Here is an 18,786-nt window from a genome sequence, read left to right as displayed (position 1 = left end):
GTATGAATATTTTAATGATTGAAGACAATGAATCCGTTTCGGAAATGATGCAAATGTTTTTCTTGAATGAGGGCTGGGAAGCCGAATTTAAATACGATGGAAAAGAAGGTTTGGACGCCTTTAAGGCGGAACCCGAGAAGTGGGACATGATTACACTTGATCTTAATTTGCCTAGCATGGACGGAATGGAAGTTGGGCGCGAAATCCGAAAAATCTCTAAAACAGTTCCGATTATTATGCTGACAGCTAGAGATTCTGAAAGCGACCAAGTAATTGGGTTAGAAATGGGTGCGGATGATTATGTGACGAAACCTTTTTCACCATTAACCTTGATTGCCCGAATTAAGGCGCTGCATCGCCGCAGTGAACTGACTTCTGAACCACAAAGAGAAGCCGCTGTAACGAATGATAGTTTTGATATTCAAACGGAGCATTTTAAAATGAATTTGAAAACTCGTGAGGCTTATCTAGATGGAAAGCCAATTGATGGATTGACACCCAAAGAGTTCGATCTATTATATACAATGGCGAAAAAGCCGCGCCAAGTATTTACTCGTGAACAGTTATTAGAATTAGTATGGGACTATCAATATTTCGGAGATGAACGAACTGTTGATGCCCATATTAAAAAATTACGTCAAAAAATTGAAAAGGTCGGTGCACAGGTTATTCAAACCGTTTGGGGCGTTGGCTACAAATTTGATGACACTGAGGTTGGTCGATGAAATACCTGTATCAACAATTACTGGCTTTTGGCGGCTTGATTCTGTTGATTCTACTAACTTTAGGGATATCCTTTACACAATTCACCCGTAAAACATTGGAAGATAACAACTATAAAGAGTTATTGGGTTATGCTCAATCAATGGAAAAAAATAATTTGTCCTTAAGTCGAGACATTCGTTTTGAAGGCATGTCAAGTAATGAGATTTTTCAATTTGCCATTGGTGTGACTGAATCGAGTTTGAATCAGCAAGACGTATCTTTTGTTTTTATTGATAAGGATCGAGAGGTTCAATACCCTGATAAATCAGGAAAAGTGAATCCGCACTTAGTCAGCGACGAGCAGTGGAAGGCGCTGAAGGCCGGACAGCAGCAAAAGGAAACAAGCTCTAAAAATGTGATGGGGCAAAGTCAAACGACTTCTTATGCAATGGTTCCTTTTTTTACTGAGGGTGTATTTTTTGGCGTCTTACTGGTCAGCCAACCAGCGATGAACGTTGAGACAAGTGTTAATTCCATTGTAGCCGATTTATTCAAAGCCTTTATCATCGCTTCTATTATTGCGATTATTGTCAGCTATTTCTTTGCGACACAGCAGGTGAAGCGTATCAATCGAATGCGTTCAGCAACGAAAGAGGTTGCGGCGGGAAACTTTGATGTAGTGGTGCCGAATCGTAATCGCGACGAATTTGATGATTTGGCGGATGATTTTAATCGGATGACAGTTTCCTTAAAGGAATCGCAGGATGAAATCGAACGGCAAGAAGAACGGCGAAAGCAGTTCATGGCGGATGCTTCACATGAGATGCGGACACCGTTAACAACAATCAACGGTTTATTAGAAGGGATGCAATACAACGCAATCCCTGAAAATCAAAGAGAGAAGGCCATCAAGCTAATGCAAAATGAGACCTCTCGTTTGATTCGTTTAGTTAATGAAAATTTGGATTACGAAAAGATTCGAACCAATCAAATTAGTATCTTGTTGCAGGAGTTTAACGCAACGGAGGCAGTAGCAACATTATTGACTCAATTATCAGCGAAAGCGGAAGCTTCAGGGGATCAATTAATTCTCCAAACAGAGGAACCGATCATGGTCTATGCTGATTACGATCGTTTTGTTCAAGTAATGGTGAATTTAATCCAAAATGCGATCCAGTTTACTAAGGATGGAACGATCGCTGTTGCTATCACAAAATTGGAGAAAGCAACGGAGATTAAGATTTCCGATACTGGCATCGGAATGTCTGAGGATCAGGTGAAAAATATCTGGGATCGCTACTATAAGGCTGATCCATCGCGTAAAAATACAAAATATGGTGAATCTGGTCTAGGGTTATCGATCGTACAGGAGCTGGTTCGTTTGCACAACGGAACGATTGAGGTTTCCAGTGAACTAGACAAGGGAACTACATTTACAGTCGTTTTTCCAGATAAACCAGAAGCAGTAGAAGCCACTGAAGAACAAAAAGAAGCGTAAAACCAAATCGGTTTTACGCTTCTTTATTTGCTTTTAAAGAATGGCTAAAATAATAAAATTCAAAATGAATAAAAGATCTACGACCCAAAGAATCGGAGAGACTTCATTGGTTTTACCTTTGATTACTTTCGAGATCGTGTAGAAAATGAAACCAGCAGCAATTCCGTAAGAGATGCTATAGCAAAGTCCCATAAAGACACTAGCAAAGAAGGCCGGAACGGCTTCTTCTAAATCTAGCCAATTGATGTCTGCGAATGAGGCTAACATCATGACACCAACTAAAATCAATGCAGGTGCTGTTGCTTGAGCTGGGACGATAGCAATTAATGGAGAGAACAAGCTGCTTAGTGCAAATAGAATAGCCACGACAACAGAAGTTAGACCTGTTCGTCCGCCAGCACCGATACCCGCTGCGGATTCAACATATGTCGTTGTGTTTGATGTACCGAAGATCGCACCGATTGAAGTCGCGATTGCATCTGCGAATAACGCCTTATCCATTTTTGTTTTAAAGCCTTTTGAATCATTATCAAGTGCGTTTTCATCTTCTTTTGAGAAAATACCAGTACGACGTCCTGTACCAATAAAGGTTCCGATCGTATCGAAAGTATCAGATAAACTAAAAGCTAAAATCGTCATTAAAACTTGCGGTAATTTAGAAGAGTCAGAGAAAAGCGAACCCATACCGGCTGAACCAAAAGCTGCTCCAAAAGTCGTGCCTAATTCTTGGATCGAACTGCTCAATGAATTAGCATGCCAATCAATTGCTCCTAATTGAACAACACCCATAGGGATTCCTAATAATGTTGTAACAACGATTCCGATTAGGATTGCTCCGCGAACATTTCTAACAACTAGGATGGTTGTAATAACTAAACCAAAAACTGCTAATAAAATCGGCGCATTATTGAAGTTTGCTAAAGCAGGAACAATTCCGCTATTGATTGTAACGTTAGTCGCTTTGCCGCCTTCAACGACACTGCTGGTAATCGCAGATGAGTCTGCACTAAACGAAAGGAGTCCAGCATTTTTGATTCCGACATAAGCAACGAAGATTCCGATCCCGCCACCGATCGCGTGCTGCATGCTTTCGGGGATTGCGTGAATAATTAATTTACGAATTTTGGTTACAGTAATTAAAATGTTAATGATCCCGCAAATGAATACCATTGCTAAGGCTTGTTGCCAAGAATAGCCTAGTCCGAAAACGACTGTATAAGTGAAAAACGCATTCAATCCCATACCAGGTGCTTGCGCGTAAGGGACGTTAGCGAATAATCCCATTACTAAAGTTCCGATCACAGAGGCGATGATCGTAGCTAGGAACACTGCCTGAAAGGGCATTCCAGAAGCTGATAAAATACTTGGATTTACGAATAAAATATAACTCATGGCGAAGAATGTTGTGATCCCTGCCATCACTTCAGTAGAAATGTTGGTACCTTGTTCTTTTAATTTAAAGAATTTCTCCATTATAATTAAACGCTCCTTAAGAATAAGTTCATTATATCGGTAAAAACCGAATACTTTTAAAGTATAATGAAGAAACAATCGACTTTCAACAATAAGTTCGTTAAGAGAACAAATAAAAAGAAGAATGTTCGTGTTTAGCGAACATTCTTCTTCCTTGTGGTGGTACTAATCAAACGGAAGGAGATGATTAGTACACATAAATATAAGAAAAGGGAGAAAACAGCTTTGGCAAGGGCGCAGAAAAATAGATCTAGCAAAGTCGTTGAGGATAGCTCAAATGATAAGGAAGAACGAATAGAGTAGGCAATTCCACTTGTACCATTACTCAAGACAAAATTTGGCAACTCCTTTATTTGATTCAAACCTTGATGATAAATAGCCTGCAAAATGGATTCGTAAACAGGTTCGAAAATGGTAAAAAATACAATTAAACAAGTAGCTGCGATCAGCAAACCGATAATAAATTCTAGTCCAGTTGAATAGATCAGCTGTTTGATTGAAGCTGTCGACTTTTTTTGACGATGTATCCTAATAGCAAAAAATACTAGTAATATGGCAAATAGGGTAATCGCGCTGACAAGCAGTCGGAAAGAAAAATAGTGTTGCAACTGCTCAATTTCTTTTCTGGTAAATAATTGGATTTGATGGGAAGAATCTAACTGATTCAAAACGAGTCTCAACATCCCTAAACTGGTTAGGATAAAGAGAGCGACCAAATAGATCACCCAAGATATTGAAAATTGAATTCGATGTCTTTTGATAGTTGAAAGCGTCGTTGAAAAAAGTTCCATAGATTCCCACCTCTTACTAATAAGTATAAAATCCTAATTTGAAAGAAATATGAATTCTATCGGAAGAAATAAGTGCAAACAAACAAAGACCTTTCACAGTTTTTGTGAAAGGTCTTTGTTGGAGATTATTGTTGATTTTGTTCTTGATATTGCTTATACGTTTCAGTCTTGTAAAGTTCTTGGGTGGATTTTTTTCCTTTTTGATCGAACAGACTGGTTGATTTATCTCCTAGTTTATTCTCGGTTTTTTCCATCTTTTTAAGACCGTCTTTATAATCAAATTGTGAAGCGTCAATCGGCTTCAACCCGCTGGCTGAGTAGAAGCGAAGCAGATCGCCGTTGTTGATGTTATCTGAGGTGCTCAACTGAGTAGAAACAGCTTCTTTCCATGCTTCAGATTGTTTTTGCAAGGCTTCGTCTGGTTCAGTGATTGCCATACCATCTTTATTGCTGTATAAGCTTCCACTGTAGTAGGTATACTCTGGTGTCACATAATCGCCATCACGGAAAGCGACGATTTGATCATGATCATTTGATAGCAGATCTTGACCTAATTGAATATACTTGCTCGTATCCACTCCTAAAAGATGTAACAAAGTAGGTAAAGCATCAACCTCACCGCCATATGTGTGGTTAATTCCGCCTTTATCTTGACCAGGAACATGGACCATATAAGGAACACGCTGCATTTGTGCATTATCAAAGTTTGACCAAGTTTCTTTTGACTTGCCAAGCAGTGGTGCCAAGTCAGAGTTTCTTGAATTTGAAATACCATAATGGTCACCGTACATAACGATGATCGAATTATCATACAAGCCAGAAGCTTTCAGATAATTGAAAAATTCTTCAACTGCTTTGTCTAAATAATTGGCTGTCGCAAAGTAGCCGTTGATGGTTTCATCATTGGTGTTAGCCATTGGGAAACCAGCTTCGTCATTTTTGAATTCACTGTAAGGATAGTGGTTCGAAACGGCGATAAACTTCGTATAGAATGGCTGCTGCAGACGTTCCAAATACTTCACAGATTGCTGGAAGAAAGGTTTATCGTGTAAGCCATATTGGAATGAGTTTTCATCGTTTACATCGTAATACGAAGAGTCGAAGAAATAATCATAGCCAAGATTTTTATAAGTTTCAGAACGGTTCCAGAAACTTCCAGAGTTTCCGTGGAAGGCAGCACTTGTGTAGCCTTCAGTTTGTTTCAAAATGTTTGGAGCTGCTTGGAAAGTGTTCTTTCCGCCTAATTGCGAGAATAAGGACCCTTGGTTCAAACCAAATAAAGAATTTTCCATCAATGTTTCTGCATCTGAGGTTTTTCCAGCTTTTACTTGGTGGAAGAAATTATCAAATGAGAAGGTGCTGTTACTATGGAAAATACTGTTCAAGAACGGTGTTACTTCATGCTCTTGACCATTTTCATCCTTTAGCTTGTAGTCAATCACGAATTGCTGAAGACTTTCCAAATGGATCGTAATAACGTTGCGTCCCTTAGCGATACCGTAATAGTCGCTATTTGGAGCTGCATAGTGATCTTTTACATAAGATTCGACTTCTTTTAAATCATTGGGACTAGCCTCGGCGCGAACTTGGTTGGTCTTATAGGTTTGGATACCATCGTATACGGTAAAGGCATTTACTCCCAGATATTTGATCAAATAGTCGCGAGAAAAGGTACGGGTCAATAGTTCAGGACGATCCGCTTCAGCTAGGAAAAGATTTCCTGAGAAAATCATGATCGAAAGAGCAGTCATAGCGATAGCCATCCGAGCACGTACAGGTCGTTCTTCTCTTTTAATGCCTTTCCGCCATAAAAGAATTGGTAAAATCACAATATCAATCAAGTATAGTACGTCGTAAGGGCGGAATAGTCGGACTGCACTTTCACCCAAACCACTGGCAACTTTACCAGCACCTAGGAAAGTGTTTACGGTAATAAAGTCGGTAAATTCACGATAATAAACGACATTGGCAAAAAGCAGGAAACTCGCCAGTGCGTAGATAACCATCATCGTGGCATAAGAGGCTTTGGACCGTCGCACATATAAAGCAATCGACAGTAAGAACATCGTCGATGCGATTGGATTGATAAATAGGATGAAGTATTGTGTCAGACTCTCGATCCCTAAATTAAATTCAAATAAGTATGCAAAAACACTTTTCGCCCATAATAAGAATGTCAGTAACGCATAAAAGCCGAGACGTTTATTCAAAAAAGTAGGAGCTTTTAGTTTTTTCAATAGTAACTTCCTTTCTGTCGCAGAAAAAATGCGAATGTTCACTTGTTACTTAGTTTACTCGGTTCCATCAAGTCAGTCAATTCTTATTAAATTTTGAGCAATCAGGCTTAAAGAAAACTTTATAAGCGAAATATACGCTTTTTTTTTGCTATACTATAGAAGAAAGCGGGGATGAGAGTGGAAATAGAATTAAATAATTACGGTATTAAACGTATTCGTCAGGGAAACCCATTAATTCAGCAAGACGACCTGAAGCAAGATATAAAAAAAATTCCTCTAGAATGGGTAAAGTTTGTCGATAATAAACATAAATATATTGCAACTGGTTATTTAGGGAAACAAAACAAAGGCTTTGGTTGGGTGTTAGATCAAACACAACGCCCAATCAACAAAGCTTTTCTAATGGAAAAATTCCAGCAGGCAATTAATCAACGCCAGGCATTCTTTGCTGATCAGGGGACGAACACTTTTCGTTTGTTTAACGGTGAGGGCGATGGGATCGGAGGCGTGACTATTGATTACTACGCGGACTATTTAGTGATATCTTGGTACAACGAAACAATTTACCATTTTCAAAAGCTGATTGTAGATAGTTTGCTGGCAGTTTTTCCAAGTGCTAAGGGAATCGTTGAGAAAATTCGTTTTAAGAGCGAAGGGAAGGAAAGTCGCTGGTTAGCAGGAGAAAAACCACAGGAGCCTTTAATAGTACTAGAGAATGGTGTTTCTTATGCCGTGTACTTAGATGAAGGCTATATGACGGGGATCTTTTTAGATCAAAAGGAAGTCAGAGGACGCTTGACAGAAGGCTTGGCTGCAGGAAAAAAAGTTTTGAATATGTTCAGTTATACAGGAGCCTTTTCTGTGGCAGCTGCATATGGCGGAGCGTTAGAAACGACAAGTGTTGATCTGGCACAGCGAAGCCTGCCTAAAACACAAGAACAATTCGAAGTGAACGATTTGCCTTTAGAAAAACAAAAAATAATTGTTATGGATACATTTGACTATTTTCGCTATGCATTAAGGAAGGGTTTAAGTTATAATTTGATTGTCTTGGATCCACCTAGTTTTGCCCGTAATAAGAAAAAAACATTTTCTGTGGCAAAAGATTATGGACGTTTGATCGAAGACAGTGTGGAAATACTTACTAACGATGGAATGATCATTGCGTCAACTAATGCAGCGAATCTTTCAATCAAAAAATTCAAGCAAGCGATCGAGACAGCCTTTCAAAATAAAAACGTAACGTATCAATTGACTGAAAGCTATCGATTGCCCGCGGATTTTCCAGCCAGTAATTTTGAAGAAAGCAATTATTTGAAAGTATTGTTTTATAGGATAAAAAAATAGAAGAAAATGGGATGGGATGCATATGATGGATATTCAAGTAAGAGAGGTACGATTTGATGCGGGAAAACCTAAAATCTGCGTGCCGATTGTTGGAAAAACTTTCGAGGAGATCATTGAGCAAGCAAATGAAGCCAAGAAGGTTGCCGAAGTGATCGAATGGCGAGCGGATTATTATGAAGATGTCTTAGATGATGATAAGTTGAATTCGACTTTGCTAGCATTAAGGGATGAGATCAGGAATATTCCATTGATTTTTAATTTACGGACGACAGAAGCTGGTGGACTGCTTGATATATCTCTAAACCAATACCGTCATATTAACGAATTTGCTGTTTCTTCACGTGCGATTGATCTGGCTGATGTGGAGGTTTCTATCATCGATCAATTATCGACCACGTTTATCAAATGGATGCAGGCCCTAGATGTGCGGGTAATTTTGAGTTATTACAACTTTAAGGAAACGCCAGAGGATGCAGTGATTCTGTTTCGCTTAAATTTAATGGAGCATTGGGGAGCAGATATCGCGAAAATCGTCCTTGAACCACAGAACGAGGCTGATGTCTTGCGCCAAATGGGCATTGTAATGAAGGCTCAGACTTTTGTTACCCTTCCAGTCGTGTCCGTTTCTCTAGGCAGACTCGGAAAATTTTCACAAATCAGCGGTTCATTGGATGGCTCCTGCATGACCTATGGTTGTTTAGAAGGGCAGTCTAATGAGGATGCTCAAATTGAAGCAGAGAAATTAGCTTTGATAGTTAATGAATTGAGATAAGAAGGCTTTTGGATTTTTCGAATGCCCTCAAACTGTAAACAGAAAAAATCCAAACTCGTTATTCAAGCTTGGATTTTTTTAATCTAGCTTTTCACGAAAATGGAAGAATCTTTGTCTTACCAGTAGCTGCTCGTTCTTTTAAACAAACGACTGATTTGTTTCCTATTCGCTTTTTTGCTAGACTTTAGAAAATAAATTAAGTGAGGGGATTGACTTGGCTAAGAAGAAAATTCAAAAGACCAATGCGATTCGTTTAGTCGAACAAAAGAAGATCGCTTATAAAGAGCATGAATATGCTTGGAGCGAGGACGATTTAGGCGCGAGCCACGTTTCTGAACAGGTTGAAATTGAACCTGCGAGAATTTTTAAAACCCTCGTCGCAGTTGGAAACAAAACGGGTCCAGTCGTAGCAGTGATTCCCAGTGATCATGAATTGGATCTGAAGAAGATAGCGAAGGTCAGCGGCAACAAAAAAGTTGAAATGCTGCATTTGCGAGATTTAGAGGCTACGACAGGCTACATACGCGGCGGCTGTTCGCCAATAGGAATGAAGAAGCTTTTTCCAACCTTCGTCGATGCTTCGGCTGAAAATTTTGAACAAATCGCAATTTCGGCTGGTAGAAGAGGTCTGCAAATGGAAATTGCCCCCGCGGCCATCTTAGAACTGACGCGAGGACAATTTGCGGAGCTGACGCATTAAGCAAAGGCGTTATAGGCGGCATGTGTTCCGGCAACATACCCTGTACAAAAAGCGGTGGTGATATTGTAACCACCTGTATAGCCATTTACATCTAGAACCTCCCCGGCAAAATACAAGCCGGGAATTTTTTTGCTGGCTAATTCCTTGGGGTTGATTTCCTTAAGCTCAACGCCACCACCAGTGACGAAGGATTTTTCTAAACCAAATGTTTTGTTTGCAGTCATTGACCAGTCTTTACAATAGGAAACAAAGCGGTTCAATTGTTCTTTTGATGTTTGGTTGTAAGACAATTCGCTAATACCGATTTTTTCTAAAAGAAAGAGCAACAGACGCTCAGGTAAGAAACCGGCTAAGGCGTTTTTCAATTGTTTGGTGGAAGCTGCCGAACGCTCGCTGATTTCTTCAAGTAGTTCATTGGTTGATTTTCCAGGAAAACAATCGAGTGTCAAAGTCACTGTTTCTTGGGTTCGCAATAATTGATTAACAAAGCTTGAGCAACGCAATGCGGCAGGTCCTGAAATCCCAAAATGGGTAAAGAGCAAGTCCATCTCATGGCTCGCAATTGATTTACTTTTCTCGTCAACAACAGATAATTTTACGTCCTGCAGAGACAAGCCCTGCAATGTTTTAGCTGAAACAAAATCATCAGTTAAAAAAATCGGTGATTCTGTTGGATAGAGGGGTGTCACATGATGACCAACACTTTTGGCAAAACGGTAGCCATCGCCCTGCGATCCAGTGGAGGGATAGGTGATTCCGCCAGTCGTAACGATGATACTTTTTGCAGAATAATCCCCCTCCGAGGTGCGCACGCCTTGAATGGTTGAGCCGTTAGTAATAATTTTTTCAACCGATTCTTTAAAATGCAGCTCAACGTTTAAATTTTCTAGCTCCTCCTTTAAAGTATTGACGATCGTAGCCGATTTATCTGAGACTGGAAAAATTCTTCCGTGATCCTCTTCTTTTAACGCAACTCCGCGTTCGTTAAAGAAGGTCATGACGTCCTGATTATCAAATTGCGAAAATGTACTATATAAAAAGCGGCCGTTTCCGGGAATATGAGTGATCAAATCCTCTACTGGACGATTATTCGTCACGTTGCAGCGACCGCCGCCAGTCATAAGCAATTTCTTGCCAAGTCGTTTATTTTTCTCAAATAGGGCGGCTTTAGCGCCATTCATCGCAGCTGTAATTGCTGCCATCATCCCAGCGGGACCGCCACCAATTACGATTACATCAAATTTTTCACTCATTTTAATTAATTCCTATCTTTAATTGATTTGTTGTTTTTGTTTGTATAATCATACTTTAAATACGAACAATTTTCAGTCAATTTGCCGCGTATCATGAATTTTTTTTCACTTCCATTAGAAAATGATGTAAACTATGAGTATTAAATGTGAGGAGGAATTTGATGGAAGTAAGAGAATATGTTGAACAGATTCAAAAGAACTTAGAGGCAAAAGATCCGAATCAAGAAGAATTTTTACAAGCGGTGGAAGAATTTTTACCTACTGTGATTCCTTTTCTAGAAGAGCATCCAGAGTATGTTGAAAAAAACATTTTAGGCATGATCATTGAACCAGAGCGAATGGTTCAATTCCGAGTGCCTTGGCAAGATGATAAGGGCAATTGGCAAGTGAATCGCGGTTACCGTGTTCAGTTCAACTCGGCGATTGGCCCATATAAAGGTGGTCTGCGTTTCCATCCAAGTGTGAACTTAAGTATCTTGAAGTTTTTAGGATTCGAGCAAATCTTTAAAAATAGCTTGACCGGTCTTCCAATTGGCGGCGGCAAAGGTGGATCAGATTTTGATCCGAAGGGAAAATCTGATTCTGAAGTAATGCGTTATTGCCAAAGCTTCATGACAGAATTATCAAAACATATTGGTCCAAACTTAGACGTGCCAGCAGGCGATATCGGTGTCGGCGGTCGCGAGATCGGATACCTATTCGGACAATATAAACGTCTGCGTGAATATGATATGGGTGTACTGACGGGTAAACCTTTAGGCTTTAACGGTAGTCTTGGTCGAACGGAAGCGACTGGCTATGGTGCAGTTTACTTCGTGAAACATTTATTAGAAGATCGCAAGGATTCCTTCGATGGAAAAAAAGTGATTGTCTCAGGTAGCGGAAATGTGGCTATCTATGCGATTGAAAAGGCGCAAGAATTAGGGGCAACAGCACTTACTTGTTCGGATTCAAATGGCTATATTTATGATAAAAACGGAATTGATGTTGCACTATTGAAGGAAATTAAAGAGGTTCGTCGCGCCCGCTTAACAGAATATGCCAAAGAATCTTCAACCGCTGAGTATTTCGAAGGTTCTGTTTGGGAGCTTGAGACAGAAGCAGACATTGCTTTGCCTTGTGCAACACAAAATGAGATTGACGATAAAAAAGCGGAGCTCTTAGTTAAAAACGGAGTAAAAGTGGTAGCAGAAGGTGCAAATATGCCGAGCACAAATGGCGCGGTTAAACTGTATCATGAAAATGGCGTACTTTATGGATCAGGAAAAGCAGCAAATGCTGGCGGTGTAGCTGTATCTGCATTAGAAATGAGTCAAAACTCTCAACGTTTGGCTTGGACCAAAGAGGAAGTCGATAGCAAACTCGATGACATCATGAAAAATATCTATGAAACTTGTCGTGATACGGCTGCGAAGTATGCGGATAAAGATAATTTCGCGGCAGGTGCGAACATTGCTGGGTTTGAGAAAGTTGCTGCTGCGATGATGGCACAAGGAACTGTTTAAATTTTAATGGTTTACGCTTGAAAAATCGGTAAAAGAAACGTAAAGTATAGATTGTTATGAAGTGATTTTCAAGGAGGAAAAACAATGGCACACATTCATTTCGATTATTCGAAAGTAGCACCATTCGTGAGCGAACATGAAATGGAGTACATCAAATCTGAAGTAGCTCTAGCTCACAAAGAATTACGCGAAGGTACTGGCGCAGGAAATGACTTCCTAGGCTGGATAGATCTTCCAGTAAACTATGACAAAGATGAATTTGCGCGCATCAAAAAAGCAGCTGAAAAAATCAAATCTGATTCTGATGTATTAGTAGTTATCGGAATCGGCGGTTCATACCTTGGAGCACGTGCAGCAATTGAATTCTTGCACCAAAGCTTTTTCAATGTATTGGATAAGGAAGATCGTAAAGCGCCGCAAGTATTTTTTGCGGGAAATTCAATCAGCTCAACGTACATCGCTGACTTGATCGAAGTGATCGGTGATCGTGATTTTTCTGTTAACGTAATTTCTAAATCAGGAACAACAACAGAGCCAGCAATCGCATTCCGTGTCTTCAAAGAATTATTGATCAAAAAATATGGTGAAGAAGAAGCGAACAAACGTATCTATGCTACAACTGATAAAGCTCGCGGAGCAGTAAAAGTAGAAGCTGATGCAGCTGGTTGGGAAACTTTTGTTATTCCTGATGATGTTGGTGGACGTTTCTCAGTGCTTACAGCAGTTGGTCTACTACCAATCGCAGCCAGCGGAGCAGATATTGATGCATTGATGCAAGGTGCAGCAGATGCTCGCGAAGCTTATTCAAGCGAAAACCTAGACGAAAATGAAGCATATCAATATGCCGCTCTTCGTAATATTTTATACCGTAAAGGCAAAGTGACTGAAATCTTGGTCAACTATGAACCAGGTATGCAATATTTCAACGAATGGTGGAAACAACTATACGGCGAATCAGAAGGAAAAGACTTGAAAGGTATTTACCCATCAAGTGCGAACTTCTCAACTGACTTGCATTCATTTGGACAATACATCCAAGAAGGTCGTCGTAACATCTTCGAAACGATCGTGAAAGTGGAAAAACCTCGTAAATCTGTGGCGATTCCTTCACAAGAATCTGATTTAGATGGCTTAGGCTACTTAGAAGGTAAAGATGTTGACTTTGTTAACTCTAAAGCTTATCAAGGCACATTATTAGCCCACACAGACGGCGGTGTTCCTAACTTTGTATTAAACATCCCAACAATGGATGCTTATACTTTAGGTTACGCTATGTACTTCTTCGAAATCGCTGTTGGTATCTCTGGCTATTTATTAGGGGTTAACCCATTTAATCAACCAGGTGTGGAAGCTTATAAGAAAAATATGTTTGCCCTACTTGGAAAACCAGGATTTGAAGATTTAGCAAAAGAATTGAATAATCGTTTATAAAATCAAGAAAAGAGCGCTCGTTTGACGAGGGCTCTTTTTTTCCGGTTGAATAAAAGTAATACATAGCTAATCAAAATTAATGATAAAAAGCATAATGAAAGAATAAAGAAACCGGTTTTAAACAATTAAAGATAAATAAAAAATGAATAGGAGATTAAAAATAACCAAGGTTGTTTATGTTGATGTTTTACGAATTTTCTAAAAATTGTTGAATTACCCTTGATATAAAAGCAAAAAAACTTATAAAAAACGTTTTCAATTTTCAATAATTATGTTATTATAAAAACGTAGTATTAAAGGGGGATTTATTATGGAAATTACAGAAACTATTGAAATTGGACTTGCTTACGAGTGTAAAGCAATTGGAATCAAAAATGAAGTTGTTGGTGTTGTCGAGCAACTTTACAATAATACAGTGTTGATCAATGTTGTACGTTGCGCACCTTCTGATCGCGCGACAGTTATCGAATTGCAGAATCGTTTATTAGTAAAATACGAAGATGTACACGCATGTATCGAAGTTGAGTGTACTGCGTAACTTTATAGTTATGCATGTGAAATGTTTATTTTGACAGGAATTAGATTCGGACCCTTCAAAAAAGAGGTTCGAATCTTTTTTGTTAATGACTTTAGTCAGTTTCGCTCGCGTTAGCGAGTGAAACAAGAAAACCGCGCGTTTCTACGCGTGGACGAGATAGCTTTAGCGATAAAAACTCCTTTCGATATACTAATAAGTGGCTACCAACCGCTCATACTATCGAAAGGAGTTTTTCTATGTCATCAAATGACGACAAAAGTTTATCACACAGTCGGTAGAAATCATAGAAGCACATGCCATGCCAGATCATATTCATATGTTAGTTAGAGTGCCACCGAAAATAAGCATTTCAAGTTTCATGGGATTCTTAAAAGGAAGAAGCGCCACGCTTATCCATGAGCAGCATGGAAACTTAGTGTATAAATATGGGAATAAGAGTTTTTGGTCGAAAGGCTATTATGTAAGTACAGTAGGGTTAAATCAGAAAACAATTGCAAAATATAAAAGAGAACAAGAAGCAGAGGATCGAAATCGAGATAGCATAAGTAAAAGAGAATACGTCGATCCATTTAAAATGAAGAAAAAGAAATAAAGTAGCGAGCGATGAGCGGTTGGCGGTCTTTTAAAAAGCTCCATTTATGGAGTACGCGAGCAGTGACCTCTTCTAGAGGTGTTAAAAAGCCACCCGTTTTCACGGGTGGATGAGTTACTCCTTGCTACTTTTAGCTATTAAGAATAATCGAGGAGCTCTATCAAACTGTCGGTGAGACATAAGCATTGTTTAAAATTTCACGTTTAAAATGTTAGGTATCGTATTAGTTGATTTTACCGATTTAAAGTTAACAAACAGTCCATTGAACCTTTAAGTTAGAAGAAATACAATAGAAGTTGAAGAAAAGATATAGCGGGAGGGATCACAAATGCAGGCAATCGAAATTAAACAATTAGAAAAAGTCTATTCAGATGGGAAGAAGGCCTTAGACAACATTAGTCTAGCGGTTCCTCAAGGGACGATTTTTGGATTCTTAGGCCCGAATGGTGCTGGAAAGACAACGACAGTTAAATTATTAAATGGCATCTTAGATCCGACTGGTGGAGAGATTCGCGTTTTAGGGCTTAATCCAGTTAACGAAGCGGAAAAACTTCATCAATTCACAGGCATCTTAACGGAACATGCAGGCATGTATGATCATTTGACTGGTATTGATAATCTGATTTTCTTTGGGCAGCTTTTCGGTCTGACAAAATCGGAGAGTCAAGCAAGAGGAATACAATTGCTAGAAAAGCTAGAGCTTTCAGATGCGGCTCAAGTAACATTAAAGAGCTACTCTACCGGGATGCGTCAAAGACTCTCCTTAGCACGTACCTTGATTCATCGCCCAAGTGTGCTTTTTTTGGATGAGCCCACCAGCGGACTTGATCCTGAAAGTACAAAGAAGGTTAATGAATTGCTGCTAGAGCTTTCAAGAGAAGAGGGGACGACGATTTTCCTTTGTACACATCAATTAAGATACGCCCAAGAAATTTGTCATGAATATGGTCTGATGGACAAAGGCCAGCTTCTAGCATTAGGCAGTCTACCAGAATTACGAAAGCGTACCTTCAACAGCTATAAAGTAACGATCGAGACAGACTTCATGCCGCCTTCGCTCAAAAGTGAACGGATCAAAGATAACATTTATGAATTAGTGATCCAGGAAAAGGCGGAGATCCCTCAACTGGTGAGAGAAATTGTCAAACAGGGCGGCAATATCGCGCAAGTAACGCCAAAGGATTTTTCGTTAGAGGAAATCTATTTTGCTTTATTGGAAGGGGGAGAGACGCATGTTTAATAATCGGCAAAAAGCGATTATGGTCAAGGATGTAAGAGGAATTACTGAAAATAAACGCTACTTTTCTGTGCTGACAATTCTTCCGTTGATCTTTTCAGTAGTCTTTCCAACGATTATGCTGCTAACGGTTTTACTAAGTCCAACGGATTCTTCTTCATTTACTGAAATGGCTCGTATTTTACCAGATTTTCAAAAACTGGATCAAGAACAGTTGATTCGCGACTTGTTGTCTTTAATGATCAATAATGTCATTCCGATTTTCTTTTTAATCATCCCGATTATGACAGCGAGTGTCATGGCGGCAAGTTCTTTTGTAGGCGAGAAGGAGAAACGAACGCTGGAGACATTGCTTTATTCTCCCTTATCGATTCGTGAAATTTTTCAGGCGAAAGTCTATGCCTCGTTTTTTGTAGCAGTCTTTGTGACCTATGTTTCGTTTATTTTAACTGTTATCGTGATCGAGGCAGAGCTGTATTTTATTACAGGGAGGATGCTTCCTTTAAGTATTAATTGGCTGTGGGTGATGCTTCTCATTGTACCGGCAATCACCATTATCTCGATTGTCTTGATTGTCAAAGGTTCAGCAAAATCTACGACAATCGAAGAATCACAACAGAAAGCGGCCTTTTTGATCATGCCGATAGCTTTGCTTCTTATTGGCCAATTTACTGGTATTCTCGTTTTTGGCGGATGGGTAGTGATTTCAATTGGTCTTATTTTACTGTTGATCGCCCTGCTGCTACTCAGATTTTCCATGACTGGCTTCACCTACGAACGTCTATTAGAGCGATAATAAAAATCGTAAACAACCTTCAATAGAGGACTGTTTACGATTTTTATTTTAGTCAAATTGTAGAATACTTGCTGTCTTTATACTGATACGGTTTGAGTCAACCGAAAAGACACTTAGATCATCTGTCAAGATACCTGTCACGTTCTGACAACGATAGACGGCCATTTGCTGATTTGAATTGACCGGCCAAACATAAACAGCTTGATTGCGTTTTTGCAAAACTTGAATCAAATCATTGTTGGCAGTTCGTGCTTCGATATTCATGAAATCCAGTGAGGTTTTTGGAGCCCCGATCAGATCTAAAGGCAAGATATAACCAACCTTCATTGTTGGAAAAAGTTGTTTCATTTTATTGGCGCTGTCTAGGTCCATACTTTGTAGTTGATGATTGGCTAGCTGCTCTTTTAAAGGTAATAATTGTTGAACGATTGTACTTTTAGTCTTGTTAGTGACCTTAAGTTCAATCAGTAATTTTTGGTTCAAACGGTTTGCTTCTGCGAGATAATCCGCAAATAATGGGATTTTACTAGTGTAGCCGTTATCCTCCAGTGTGACTTTTTTTAATTCATCCCAACTTGTTTCATCAATGCGTAAATTTTTATCAGCCAAATCCTTCAAATTTTCATCGTGCATCACGACTAATTGGTGATCTGCAGTTTCTTGAACGTCCATCTCTATATAATCTGGTCGATCTCTTAGGCTGGTTCTTTTCAGAGCTGCGATTGAATTTTGGACACCATTGCGGTTAGTAACCCCTCGATGTGAGATTGTGAAGGGTTCATTTGCATCTTCTATTTGAAAGGCATGAGCATAATGCAGCGAGTATAAGCCAAGACAAACAAGAATTGTCAAGCCCAGCCAGACGATTGTTCCCTTTGTTGTAGAGTCATCAATGACCGGCTTTTTATCCGATGCAGTCAAGTAGAGGAAGAAAAGGCCCCACCATACGTTTTGTAATACACGATAGATGACCAAAAAGATCATTGCGCTAGTTTGTCTGATCAAAAATTGCGAGAGCCAAATAACGCCGATTTTCATCAAAAGACTGACAGTTAAAAAGGCGAATGGAATTAGGAAGAAGAGCAGCAGCTGTTTTCCCAATTTATTTTCCGTTTTTTGCCAGCTAAGCTTCCGACTTTCCTTTATACTTTTTCCTTGCTTTAGATATTTTGGCACTAAGATCATCCGATATAAAAAATAAAGAACAATCAAGTACAGGAAAATAATTACCGGCAGTATTTTCCAACGATAAAGAAAAATAAAAGAAAGCATTCTAGCTGGAAGCGGCTGCCAAGCTAACAATAGTTGGTAAAAGCGAAAGAAAAAAATTGGAGATAAAAGTAGCCAGTATGCAAAGCTAACAAATGCTGCCTTTAAAGAAAAGTTCTGAAACCCTTTTTCATTTGACTGTACCTGGCTGAAAAAGTTTCCGTATAGAAAGATCAGAGCCGCAAATAGTAACAAATACAAAGGATGATACAGATTATTTAGAAAGCTTTGTCGAAAAAACAAAAAGAGTCCCTCTGATAAAAAAGGAAGACCAAAGACAAGCATGATAAAGTTATATATGGAAAACGTATTAAAAAAATGCGTTATTTGTTGTCGAAAGTAATTCATTATTCCTCCTACAATTCTAACAGTGAATGATTTATCTAAAATAAATCGTGCTTTTTATTTAGGGTATCACAAGTCTGCGATTCAAAGTTTGATTATTTCATGAAATTCGCGAAAATGGAATGGTCCTTCATTCGAAAATAAGGAAGCTTCGTCTCTAATACAGATCATTTTGTAAATGTCTTATATCGAATGACAAATAAGCTGCGAAAAACGTAACTCGCAGCTGGCTTTTTGTCAATTAAATGTGTATTTAAGTGTCTGAAGAGCATTACACAAAGGATACCTACAAGTCTG

At 39.1% G+C, this 18,786-nt stretch carries 15 protein-coding genes and 1 pseudogene; 11 read left to right on the top strand and 5 right to left on the bottom strand.

Translation table 11 applies throughout. The annotated features are described in order from the left end of the window. The first annotated feature begins 2 nt into the window (after positions 1-2). Both IGI52_RS05240 and IGI52_RS05235 read left to right on the top strand, forming a co-directional pair. Positions 3-725, top strand: a complete 723-nt coding sequence (locus IGI52_RS05240; protein ID WP_016182141.1) for a response regulator transcription factor — start codon at positions 3-5, stop codon at positions 723-725. Next, positions 722-2,203 carry a sensor histidine kinase gene (locus IGI52_RS05235; protein ID WP_271819265.1) on the top strand — a complete coding sequence of 494 codons (1,482 nt, stop codon included), beginning with the start codon at positions 722-724 and terminating at the stop codon, positions 2,201-2,203. Before IGI52_RS05240 ends, IGI52_RS05235 begins: the two co-directional genes overlap by 4 nt. A 33-nt stretch (positions 2,204-2,236) precedes the next feature. Here IGI52_RS05235 and IGI52_RS05230 read toward each other — a convergent pair whose 3' ends face one another. The 3 genes from IGI52_RS05230 to IGI52_RS05220 form a co-directional block, all read right to left on the bottom strand. Beyond that, positions 2,237-3,676, bottom strand: coding sequence for an NCS2 family permease (locus tag IGI52_RS05230; protein WP_438780650.1), 1,440 nt, complete (start codon positions 3,674-3,676; stop codon positions 2,237-2,239). Positions 3,677-3,810: 134 nt separating this feature from the next. Further along, entirely contained in the window at positions 3,811-4,467 is a 657-nt protein-coding gene (locus IGI52_RS05225) for a hypothetical protein (protein ID WP_102871113.1), read from the bottom strand. 125 nt (positions 4,468-4,592) lie between these two features. After that, entirely contained in the window at positions 4,593-6,704 is a 2,112-nt protein-coding gene (locus IGI52_RS05220) for an LTA synthase family protein (RefSeq protein ID WP_438780649.1), read from the bottom strand. Between the two features lie 177 nt (positions 6,705-6,881). Here IGI52_RS05220 and IGI52_RS05215 point away from each other — a divergent pair, with 177 nt between their 5' ends. The 3 genes from IGI52_RS05215 to ybaK all read left to right on the top strand — a co-directional run bounded on the left by IGI52_RS05215 (position 6,882) and on the right by ybaK (position 9,523). Beyond that, positions 6,882-8,051 carry a class I SAM-dependent rRNA methyltransferase gene (locus IGI52_RS05215; RefSeq protein WP_438780648.1) on the top strand — a complete coding sequence of 390 codons (1,170 nt, stop codon included), beginning with the start codon at positions 6,882-6,884 and terminating at the stop codon, positions 8,049-8,051. A gap of 22 nt (positions 8,052-8,073) precedes the next feature. Next, positions 8,074-8,823, top strand: a complete 750-nt coding sequence (gene aroD, locus IGI52_RS05210; RefSeq protein ID WP_311863562.1) for a type I 3-dehydroquinate dehydratase — start codon at positions 8,074-8,076, stop codon at positions 8,821-8,823. A gap of 214 nt (positions 8,824-9,037) precedes the next feature. Further along, positions 9,038-9,523, top strand: a complete 486-nt coding sequence (gene ybaK, locus IGI52_RS05205; RefSeq protein WP_438780647.1) for a Cys-tRNA(Pro) deacylase — start codon at positions 9,038-9,040, stop codon at positions 9,521-9,523. Here ybaK and IGI52_RS05200 read toward each other — a convergent pair. Continuing rightward, positions 9,520-10,776 carry an NAD(P)/FAD-dependent oxidoreductase gene (locus IGI52_RS05200; protein ID WP_438780646.1) on the bottom strand — a complete coding sequence of 419 codons (1,257 nt, stop codon included), beginning with the start codon at positions 10,774-10,776 and terminating at the stop codon, positions 9,520-9,522. The two genes, ybaK and IGI52_RS05200, sit on opposite strands and share 4 nt — an antisense overlap. Positions 10,777-10,937: 161 nt before the next feature. Between IGI52_RS05200 and gdhA the strand changes: the two genes are divergently transcribed. The 6 genes and pseudogenes from gdhA (at position 10,938) to IGI52_RS05170 (ending at position 16,875) form a co-directional block, all read left to right on the top strand. Further along, the gene (gene gdhA / locus IGI52_RS05195) at positions 10,938-12,281 is read left to right on the top strand and encodes an NADP-specific glutamate dehydrogenase (RefSeq protein WP_438780645.1); all 1,344 of its coding nucleotides are present in this window, start codon (positions 10,938-10,940) and stop codon (positions 12,279-12,281) included. Positions 12,282-12,365: 84 nt separating this feature from the next. Beyond that, positions 12,366-13,712, top strand: a complete 1,347-nt coding sequence (locus IGI52_RS05190) for a glucose-6-phosphate isomerase (protein WP_016182152.1) — start codon at positions 12,366-12,368, stop codon at positions 13,710-13,712. 310 nt (positions 13,713-14,022) lie between these two features. After that, on the top strand, positions 14,023-14,250 hold the full coding sequence (locus IGI52_RS05185; RefSeq protein ID WP_016182153.1) for a hypothetical protein: 228 nt from the start codon (positions 14,023-14,025) through the stop codon (positions 14,248-14,250). 268 nt (positions 14,251-14,518) lie between these two features. Next, positions 14,519-14,842, top strand: a pseudogene (gene tnpA, locus IGI52_RS05180) (IS200/IS605 family transposase); the annotation flags it as partial. Positions 14,843-15,170: 328 nt separating this feature from the next. Then, positions 15,171-16,082, top strand: coding sequence for an ABC transporter ATP-binding protein (locus IGI52_RS05175; RefSeq protein ID WP_438780644.1), 912 nt, complete (start codon positions 15,171-15,173; stop codon positions 16,080-16,082). Continuing rightward, positions 16,075-16,875 (top strand): ABC transporter permease subunit, encoded by an 801-nt coding sequence (locus IGI52_RS05170; RefSeq protein ID WP_270786331.1) that lies wholly within the window; start codon positions 16,075-16,077, stop codon positions 16,873-16,875. The genes IGI52_RS05175 and IGI52_RS05170 overlap by 8 nt, the downstream gene beginning before the upstream one ends. A 48-nt stretch (positions 16,876-16,923) precedes the next feature. On the opposite strand, the gene IGI52_RS05165 is transcribed toward IGI52_RS05170, so the two are convergent. Continuing rightward, positions 16,924-18,387, bottom strand: a complete 1,464-nt coding sequence (locus tag IGI52_RS05165; RefSeq protein WP_438780643.1) for a glycerophosphodiester phosphodiesterase family protein — start codon at positions 18,385-18,387, stop codon at positions 16,924-16,926. Positions 18,388-18,786: the final 399 nt, after the last annotated feature.

This window comes from Enterococcus sp. DIV0187, from assembly GCF_051713785.1.
Taxonomy (GTDB): domain Bacteria; phylum Bacillota; class Bacilli; order Lactobacillales; family Enterococcaceae; genus Enterococcus_A; species Enterococcus_A avium.
The sequence above is the reverse complement of the archived record's forward strand: the minus strand, read 5'-3'. Positions and strand labels throughout refer to the sequence as shown.